Here is a 303-nt window from a genome sequence, read left to right as displayed (position 1 = left end):
GGTCACCAGCACCTGAAGCTGGCGTGTCTACCAATTTCACCATCTGGGCATAATCTTCAGCGTCTCCGCTGTTGATGTGGCGCACTATACGGAGAGCGTTTTGATCTGTAAACCCCTGATTTAGATTTAATAAATCAGATGTTTAGAATGCAAAAAACCCGCTTTCGCGGGTTTTTGTGTGAGCCTTGAAATTGATCTAATCTCAAGCTCTGAATTGGTGCCCAGAAGAAGACTCGAACTTCCACGACCTTGCGGTCACCAGCACCTGAAGCTGGCGTGTCTACCAATTTCACCATCTGGGCA

At 47.5% G+C, this 303-nt stretch carries 1 tRNA gene; it reads right to left on the bottom strand.

The features are described from left to right. Positions 1–215 precede the first annotated feature (215 nt). Positions 216–302, bottom strand: a tRNA-Leu gene (locus K0F88_RS32105). Between the last annotated feature and the right edge of the window lies 1 nt (position 303).

Origin of the sequence: Pseudomonas sp. UMAB-40 (assembly GCF_900095275.1) — a bacterium.
In the GTDB taxonomy this organism is placed as follows: Bacteria; Pseudomonadota; Gammaproteobacteria; order Pseudomonadales; family Pseudomonadaceae; genus Aquipseudomonas; species Aquipseudomonas mandelii_B.
The sequence above is the reverse complement of the archived record's forward strand: the minus strand, read 5'-3'. Positions and strand labels throughout refer to the sequence as shown.